This window comes from Gemella sp., assembly GCF_057272915.1.
The window spans coordinates 50922-51291 of record NZ_DBHIUF010000012.1 but is presented as its reverse complement, the minus strand read 5'-3'; the positions used below and the strand labels follow the sequence as shown (position 1 = coordinate 51291).

Annotated in this window: 1 protein-coding gene; it reads right to left on the bottom strand. The window is 40.3% G+C overall.

The genetic code is table 11. The features are described from left to right. Positions 1-370 (bottom strand): MiiA motif-containing surface protein (locus ACO6OL_RS06140; protein WP_485502502.1); only part of this gene is annotated, 370 nt, incomplete at both ends.

Genomic DNA, 370 nt, shown 5'->3' with positions numbered 1-370 from the left:
GGTTCTTATCTTTGACTTTGTCTGCAACTTGTTTTTTCTCTTCTGGAGTTAAGTGCGCTTTGTCTTTGACTGGAACCTTTTCAGTTGGTTTCACTGGCTCGAAGTCTTCCACTACTGTCTTATCTGGTGTCAACGTTGCTGTTGTTCCATCGTTAAACGTTACTGTTGCTGTTCCGTTGTCTGATACTTCAACTGTCTTAGCGTTTGGATTTACTTTCTTAATCTCAGCTTTAACTTTTTCTTTTTCTTCTGTTGTTAACTCTGTTAGTTTCACAACTGGTGTCTTCGCTGGATCTGCTATCGCATTTGATTGTGCTTCCACTACTGTCTTATCTGGTGTCAACGTTGCTGTTGTTCCATCGTTAAACGT